Origin of the sequence: Solihabitans fulvus, from assembly GCF_008386585.1 — a bacterium.
Classification (GTDB): domain Bacteria; phylum Actinomycetota; class Actinomycetes; order Mycobacteriales; family Pseudonocardiaceae; genus Solihabitans; species Solihabitans fulvus.
Genome location: NZ_VUOB01000320.1, coordinates 1 through 316 on the forward strand (window position 1 = coordinate 1; position 316 = coordinate 316).

At 45.3% G+C, this 316-nt stretch carries 1 protein-coding gene; it reads right to left on the reverse strand.

Annotated elements, in window-relative coordinates; genetic code table 11:
- The coding region (locus F0L68_RS45955; protein ID WP_149855427.1) for a serpin family protein at positions 1-316 on the reverse strand (316 nt) is incomplete at its 3' end.

Sequence of the window (316 nt, forward strand, 5' to 3'; positions counted from 1 at the left end):
TCCCAGCAAAGAGTATCTTGTCTTCGTGAAGAATTAGGAACAGGAATGGATGGTCTACTTTGAACGGTAGAGATGGCGGCGGTCTGGATAGCGAAGATGTCGGCACGGCAATCAACCCTGTAAAAGCTCCTGCAGTAGCGCCTTCTTCGTCGACTTTCACGAAAGCTTCTTGGAAAGCTCTAGAGACTACAACTTGGTCATTCTTAACAATGCCAGGTGCTGGCTCTTGGAATATCTTTGACACCCCAACCTTAGGTAAAATAGTATTAAGGTCCAATCCACTGCGTATTTCGAACTTAGGTATCTCTAATTCGAT